7 protein-coding genes are annotated in these 8,165 nt (G+C 40.4%); all 7 read right to left on the bottom strand.

The features are described 5' to 3' along the window. The coding region (locus HP456_RS16460) for a TRAP transporter permease (protein ID WP_172253054.1) at positions 1-1,070 on the bottom strand (1,070 nt) is incomplete at its 3' end. Between the two features lie 41 nt (positions 1,071-1,111). After that, positions 1,112-2,101 (bottom strand): TAXI family TRAP transporter solute-binding subunit, encoded by a 990-nt coding sequence (locus HP456_RS16455; RefSeq protein WP_246289147.1) that lies wholly within the window; start codon positions 2,099-2,101, stop codon positions 1,112-1,114. A 10-nt stretch (positions 2,102-2,111) separates the two neighbouring features. After that, entirely contained in the window at positions 2,112-2,768 is a 657-nt protein-coding gene (locus HP456_RS16450; RefSeq protein ID WP_172253052.1) for a 3-oxoacid CoA-transferase subunit B, read from the bottom strand. Further along, positions 2,755-3,441, bottom strand: coding sequence for a CoA transferase subunit A (locus HP456_RS16445; protein WP_172253050.1), 687 nt, complete (start codon positions 3,439-3,441; stop codon positions 2,755-2,757). Before HP456_RS16445 ends, HP456_RS16450 begins: the two co-directional genes overlap by 14 nt. Next, positions 3,419-4,834, bottom strand: a complete 1,416-nt coding sequence (locus HP456_RS16440) for a CoA-binding protein (protein ID WP_172253048.1) — start codon at positions 4,832-4,834, stop codon at positions 3,419-3,421. Before HP456_RS16440 ends, HP456_RS16445 begins: the two co-directional genes overlap by 23 nt. Continuing rightward, the gene (locus tag HP456_RS16435; protein WP_172253046.1) at positions 4,831-6,888 is read right to left on the bottom strand and encodes a sigma 54-interacting transcriptional regulator; all 2,058 of its coding nucleotides are present in this window, start codon (positions 6,886-6,888) and stop codon (positions 4,831-4,833) included. Before HP456_RS16435 ends, HP456_RS16440 begins: the two co-directional genes overlap by 4 nt. A 922-nt stretch (positions 6,889-7,810) precedes the next feature. Beyond that, positions 7,811-8,165, bottom strand: a 355-nt coding sequence (locus tag HP456_RS16430) for a TRAP transporter large permease subunit (RefSeq protein WP_172253044.1), incomplete at its 5' end; no start/stop codon positions are given.

Genomic DNA, 8,165 nt, shown 5'->3' with positions numbered 1-8,165 from the left:
TCTTCTTTCTTTAAACCATTCAGTCCGAGTCGCTTCGCTCGTAAGTCGACTTGAAAGTATAAACAGCAGTAATATAGGGCCGCCGGGATAATGGCAGCTACTGCTATATCCATATAAGGAACCCCTAAATAGGAAGCAATAATGAAAGCGGAGGCTCCCATGATCGGAGGCATGATCTGCCCTCCTGTTGAAGAAACCGCTTCCACCGCAGCTGCAAAATGACTCCTATATCCCGTCTTCTTCATTAATGGAATCGTGAAGGCACCCGTTGTCACCGTGTTGGCTACAGCACTTCCTGAAATGGTTCCTAAGATGGAGCTTGCCACAATCGCCGTTTTGGCAGGACCTCCCCGGTATTTCCCCATCCCAGCAACAGATAAATCAATGAAGAATTGTCCTGCTCCGGAGACCTCCAGAAACTTCCCAAATAAGATAAACAGGAAGATAAAAGTAGCTGATACTCCAAGAGGGACACTGAAAATGCCTGTCACTGTATAGAAGAGATGATCCACGATCCACATGGCTGTAAACTCCCGATGGGAAAGTTCACCGGTAATCAGGTGTCCCCAAATGCCATAAACCAAACAAATGAAAATAATCAGGACAAGTGTATTCCCAATCACACGGCGGGTCGCTTCAATTAACAATAAGCCTGATATTATACCGATGGTAATCTCAAGCATAGTGAGCGGCTCAATATAACTCATGCGGGATGAAATCACCTGAGAGTTCATCACATAATAGGAATAACAGGCAATCGACAATAGTATAAACAGCCAGTCATACCAGGGTATGCTTTCACTTTTCATTGCCTTTTTGGATGGCTTATAAATGGCAAATGTAAGGATCAGCGCAAACGCCAGATGGGCAGACCGCTGTAGAATCGACTCAAATACTCCAAAGAATGCCGTATATAAGTGAAACAAAGACATAAGAACAGCCACAATCGAAATGACCTTTGCAGCTGCGCCCTTTAATGAGCGCAGCTTACTATTAAGGTTTCCGTCTTCATCATATTGAGTTACAATCTTTGAGGCCCCTATTTTTGTTGACGAATCCTGTTTAGTCATACTTTCACCTTCTTTTCCATGGATATAATTAAGTACATTACTTACTCAAGAGCACCGACTTCCTTATAATATTTCTCTGCTCCCGGATGAAGTTTTCCTACATTGTTTTTCACTGAATACTCTGCATTAAAGTCCTTCATAATCGGTGATAATGTTGTCCATGTATCTTTTTCTTCTACCATCATTTTCGTAAGCTTATAAACTGTCTCTTCGTCCATAAGATCGTCGTTAACTAATAGAACAGTATAACCGGCGACCGTGTTAACATCTTCCTTCACATTGGAATAAGTTCCGCCTTCAACGGTATATTCAAGGTAGCCTTCATTTTTGTCATGAAGCCCTTTAATGGTCTCATCATCCAATGGAATCATACGAATTCCAAGTGTCGTATCTAGTTCTTGGAAAGTGGAAACAGGTGCTGCAACCATTCCTACTATTGCATCGATATGACCGTCACGAAGCAGATCTGCTCCATCAGCAGTACCAATATACTCAATTCCGCCTAGATCATCGTAAGTCATATCATTAAGTTTTAAAATGTCCTGAAATGCAAGCTCACCGCTATATCCCTTAATTCCCGGGCTAACTTTTTTCCCTTTTAAATCTTTTACGGATTTGATATCAGAATCAGCGCGGACAACGATATGGAATACGTTAGGATATAGGGTTGCAACCGTGCTGACATTATCCACTTTTTCTTTAAACGCATTCTCTCCTTTTAAAGCTTCCGGAACAGTCTGACCATTACTGAACCCAAGAGAGAACGTACCTTGACTTAATCCCAATAGATTGGAAACAGATCCACCCTCAACCACTGTTACGGATGAATCAGGGAATACTCCACTCATTTTTTCCCCCATTGAACCAGATAATGTGTACCAGAAGCCACCGACTGTTGCAGATCCGAATGCCATGTCTTTTGGCGCTCCTTCCGCACCATCTTTTTTAGCGCTGCCAGCTTCATCTGAAGAACATGCAGTTAATATCATTACTAAAAAGGCTGCCAATACGATTACCCATTTTTTCATCATTACTTCCCCCTTAGTTTGCTTTTATTTTTGTTTTTTCCAGTAAATAAAATGGTGCATCTGTCATCTCCCGCAACGCCTCTACAGAAATGTCGGAGAGGATTTCAACCAAGTACATCTTTTCCTCAATAAACTTGAATACTGCATGCTCTGTTACAACCATGTCCGCTTTTCTCACTCCGCTGCTTGGATAAGAGAGCTTTTCTACAAGCTTCGAATTCCCACTTTTGGACAAGTGCATAGAGGCGATGATCATTCGCTTCGCACCTGAAACTAAGTCCATTGCTCCCCCGACTCCCAGAATGGTTTCGCCTGGTACGGCCCAATTGGCAACTTCTCCTGTTTGGTCAACCTGTAATGCACCAAGAACTGCTGTATCGATATGGCCGCCCCGTATCATTAAGAAGGAATCAGAGCTGTCAAATAATGAAGACCCGATATCCATGGAAACGGGCTTTTTACTCGCACTGATCAAATCCATATCCACGTCTTCACCGGAAGGAGTAGGTCCCATTCCAAGTAGTCCATTTTCTGATTGGAGGTATACTTTTTTATCTCCGAGATAATCCGGAATGAGGGTGGGAATTCCGACTCCTAAATTCACGATTTCATCTTCGTTTAATTCCTGAGCCACCCTCTTGGCAATGGTGATTCGTTCATACTGACTCAACGTATCTTCCCCCTTCCTTCACATAGCGATTTTGAACGATATAGTCCACGTATAAGTGGGGCGTGACGACTTCCTCGGGAGCAAATGACCCTGCCTCCACTATTTCATCTACCTCAGCGATGACGATCTTCGCCGCCGTTGCCATCACTGGATTGAAATTCCTTGCTGTCTTGTCATAAACCAAATTCCCAAGCGTATCGGCCTTCAGTGCCTTGATAATGGCTACATCCCCTTTGATTGCTTTTTCGAAAATATGGGGTTCACCATCAATCACTTTTTCTTCCTTTCCTTCAGCAAGCTTCGTCCCTACACCTGTCTTCGTATAGAAACCACCGATTCCGGCCCCTCCGCAGCGAATGGCTTCAGCTAATGTGCCCTGAGGTATTAATTCAATTTCCAGTTCACCTTTTGACCAGGCTTTTACGGCATCTCGGTTTGTCGTGAAATATGACCCTTTTGCTTTTTGGAGCTTTCCGGCAATCAATAATTTACCGAGTCCCCTGCCTTCCTCCCCTAAGTTATTACTGATGATGGTTAAATTGTCCTTATCTGATTTCACCAATTCATCTATTAAAGTAAGAGGCGTCCCAGAAAGACCGAAGCCTCCTACCAGTAACGTATCGCCACTCTTAATGTGTTGCAGTGCATCATCAAAATTTAATAGCTTTTTCATTATGTTCCTCCCTTTGTTTTTGACAACCCGAGTAATTCACATAGGCAGAAAACGATTTAATTGCTGTGTTTTCTTGGAAGAAATATGGATTCTTAGTCTCTTTCAGAATTTCAATGGCCAGTTCATCCTGGTAGCCCTGGGACATGAATATAGGCAGAAAAATACATTTACTTTCCTTCATCAACTGTTGAATGCGCTCTGATAGAATTTCATTTTGATAGTCCACTTGGAACGGAAAAGGTACGATGATATTGTCATAGTCTTCTGATTCATGGAGTACTTCCAAACAGGAAGTTAATTTTGATAAGTCGTCATAAACGATGGTCGTCACATCTAAAGGGTTCATAAAGCACTTGTCAATCCCTGTGATGTGAATGATTTGTTTCTGGAGATCCTCTGAAAGAGGTGTAAGATCAATGTCGTATTTATCGCATAAGTCTGCTAAGTATATAGATGTAGCACCAGCCCATGAGAAGATAATAGTGCGACCTCCTTTGGCTTTCTTATATGCATCGAAAAGCCAGGAAACTGCTACTAATTCATCAATGCTCTCTACCTTTATTAATCCAGGATGATTGACCATTTTCCACGGAATGGCATAATCGTTATTTCTACCAAGGTGGTGCTTTACTGCAATTCTGGAAATCTTTGAATGTCCAATTGGAAGCAAGATGACTGGTTTATGCTCGAGGTAGGCTTGATGAAGGAGACGAAAAAATCTCTCTTCTTCTGTTATAGATTCAATGATTAATAGAATCGTTTCTGTCTTCGGATCACTGATTAGGAACTCAAAACAATCGTTCATGTTGATATCCATTTCATTTCCAGGTGAAAGCCAGTAGGAGAAGCCGAGACCTTTTTCATTGGCATCGAGTACAGCTCTGCCGAGACTTCCCCCGTGACTGATCAACCCAACAGACCCTTCATGAAAATTTTTTGGTTCAAATCTTGGTGAAAAAGAAATCCCCCATTTTCCAATAAAGTGATAGAAACCAGGAGAGTTAGGTCCATAAACCCTTGTATCCGTCCCTTTTACGATTTCATTGAGTTCTTCTTCCCTGATCATTCCTTCAGGACCGCTTTCAGAAAAACCTGAACTTAGGATGATTACATTCTTAACTTTTTTCTCTACACATTCTTTTACTATTTTTGGGGTATGTATAAAAGGAATGATTATACATGCCAAATCAATGTCTTCTTTAATTTCTAGTACGCTTGGATAACAAGCCATACCTGAAATCGAATCATAATTCGGATTCACCAAATGGATTTCACCAGCGAAATTTGATTTTTGAAGATTGACCATCACGCGTCCAGCATTCTGATGAAACCTTTCTGAAGCACCTATGATAGCAATGCTTTCAGGGGAAACTATCGACTGTAATGTTCTCATGATTTAAAAGGTCCCCCTTCTAATTTTTTTACCTTCCTTACAACTGTAGAAGGATTTACATTAAGGACTCGTGCTATACCGCGATAGGACTTTTCTGTAAGGGAAGCCATATAGATCAGTTCTCTTTCAAGCTCTTCTATTGCTTGCTTAAGTGGCAAAACTTCATTTACAACTATGGCCTTATCAGTACTTGCTTTTTGTTCATCAATTTTATTGAACATAGAAAGTACGTCTTGCTCACTAATCTCATGGTTGGTAGCTGTTACATAAATTCTTTCAACAATATTGACTAGTTCTCTAACATTTCCTGGCCATTTATAGTTACTAAGGACTTGTATTGACTTTTTAGAAAACCTAAGATGTTTATCATATTTAGAAGTAAACATCTTTGAATACATATCTACAAGAAGTGGAATGTCTTCAATTCTTTCTCTTAATGGAGGTATAGAAATCGGAATGACATTTAACCGATAAAATAGGTCCTCTCGAAAGTCTCCTTCCAGGACCAGCTCTTGCAGGTTTTTGTTTGTAGCAGCAATAACCCGCACATCTATCTTTTTGGGAACAGCTGAACCCACCCTTGTTATTTCCATTTCCTGAAGGACACGCAATAGCTTAACTTGGAGATGGGTAGGGATCTCTCCTATTTCATCTAAAAAAATTGTTCCATTGTTTGCTTGCTCAAATAATCCCGCTTTTCCCTTTTTTAAAGCACCTGTAAATGCTCCGCCCTCATAACCAAACAATTCTGATTCCATAAGCGTTTCGGGAATGGCTCCGCAGTTCACTTTAATGAATGGCTGTTCCACCCTTGGACTAGCCTGTTGAATTAACTTTGCTATTTCCTCTTTCCCTACTCCAGATTCACCTGTTAACAACACCGTGACATCTACTTTCGCCACCTGTTCAACGGTTTCAATCAACCTCTTCATTTTTGAGGATTTAGCAATAAAGGATCCTGTTTTTTCAGCTAAATGCAAGGTCTCTAATAGTGTCTTTGTTTTTTCAAGTTCAGCCCTCAGAGCATCAAACTCAGTCATATCTTTCACATAAATCACAATTCGTTCTACCTTTTGATTGCTACTATTTTTAATTGGGTTTGCAGAAATAATTAAAGAGTTTTCGTTACCTTCCCTTGTATCCATGACATTGTGCTGTTTGCCTTTAGCTACTACTTGACTGACAATCTCTTTAATATAGTCAGGAGCCTCGTTTTTTGCGTGTGAATCAAGATTAAACAGATGACGAAAGCTTTGATTGCTTTTTATAATGGCTCCTTCCCCATCTGTAATACAGATACCATCGGTTGAATTATCCAGTACGGTTTCCTGTTCTCTTAAGAGCTGCTTGACCGACTCGAGTTCATTCGAAACAAATTCTATTTCTGAAATATCCTGAAAGACTCCAACTGCCCCAATAAGGGTTTCACCATCATAAAGAGGTGTTCTGTGAGTTAAATACATTCTTTTTCCCACACGATATTTTTCTGTGTGCCCTTTACCTGTACGGATAACATTCAATAATCCACTTGGTGTTACAACTTCAGTCAAAAACTTACCAACAGCTTTCTCTTTTGACGTCATAGCCATATTTTCTGCCGGAGTATTTATTGACGTGATTTTGCCCTCTAAATCAATGGAAAGAATACCATTATGTGCAGAATTGAAGATCGCGTCCCAACGGCTCACTTCTAGTTGAGAAAATCTGGCGTATGCTGAGAAGTACTGATCTTTTGTCAGGAATCCAGAAATCTGTCCATTCTTATTAAGGACTGGCCATATCTCATCATGATCTTTACCTTTGATATTTTTTAATTCATCCGTTTCCTTAAGAAAATTAAAGTTTGTCTCATGAATTTCCGACAATGCTTTTTTCTTTTTTAGCAATCCGTCTAATAGATAATGCTCTGTAAAGCACCCTACTAACTCATCCTTTATGTTATAAACCAACCCACCTTTCACACGAGATTCCAGTAAACGATTTGCAACAACTTCAATGTAATCGTTTTCAAAATATTTAATAGAAGTACTAGTCATCGCATCTTTTACTAACAATGTTCTCTCTCCCTCTGAGTGAACCACTCATAAATTTATATTGCAAGAAGTGTGCCAACATTAAATCGCACATAAAATACTGATTATTCTAATGTTTTACAATATTAAAACTATAAAACAGATTCTAGAACGTTGCAATATCGCAACATGTGTTGCACAGAAGCGTTTTGATAAGAGAAAATAGGTTAGAAACAGGAACATAGACTTGTTAAATTCATATTTCTCCCTATGGATTGTTGCATTATTGCAACATTGCAGTGTGAGATGCGGACTCTTATAATTGATAGATTTATACAAAAAAGCAGTTAACAACATCATGGATTGCCAAAGTGGGCATGATCCCTCGGCGCGCTACTTCTTTAGTTTAAGCGGGAGGATACCAAACCATTTGCATTGAACATGGTATTGTAAAATAAAAATCTGAGTCTAAGAAACGCTAAATGAGGGAAGAATGAAAGCATTTGAATTGGCTGTCGAGGCGTGGTTTATATAAAAAATAAATAAAATCTATTATGATGAGCTTTCCTATAACTTAAATAAACTAAAAAACTATGCTGTAAAAAAAGAAAAATCCAAACAACCATTCAAATTCTTTAAAAAAGATTTGAATGCGTTCGGATTTTTCTAATTGTCCCTGTTAGAACTATTCGTCTAATATTTAGCTTGTTCCAGCTGTAGCTGTTGATTGGAGTGCAAAACGAAGACTCCTGCGGGAGAAGTGGCCAATGTGAGACCCCGGAGGCTTGCCGAGGAGGCTCACGGGTCACCCGCGGAAAGCGAAGTCTTGCACGGAAATCAACAGCGGTATTGAAAAACCGTCCATTCTGAAATGGTTCGTCTTTAGATTTTCATGTTTTAGTTGTATCCCGACCACATCTGTTCGTTTCACTTATTTATAGCAATCTCTCATCTTCCCCCTGCATCAAAGTGTCGTCAAAAACATAGAAATAGCCGGGAAGTACGTAATCAGCATCAGGTCGAGAACCATTACCAGGATGAACGGGGTGACTGCCCGTATGAGTTTGTCATAGGAGACATCCGCAATCCCTTTGACGATGAACAGATCGAGCCCTACCGGAGGGGTAATCAGTCCGATGGATAGGTTGACGACCATGACGACTCCGAAGAAAACGGGATCGATACCTACACCCATGGCGATCGGCAGCAGCAGCGGTGTCAGGATGGTAATGGCCGCCGATGCATTGAGGAAGCATCCTGCGATGAAGAAAATGATGTTGAACATGAGCAGGATCAATAGCTTATTATCCGAAAAGCTT

The sequence above is a fragment of the Bacillus haikouensis genome, assembly GCF_013179555.1.
GTDB classification, from domain to species: domain Bacteria; phylum Bacillota; class Bacilli; order Bacillales; family Bacillaceae_B; genus Rossellomorea; species Rossellomorea haikouensis_A.
This window is presented reverse-complemented; position numbering and strand designations above follow the sequence as displayed.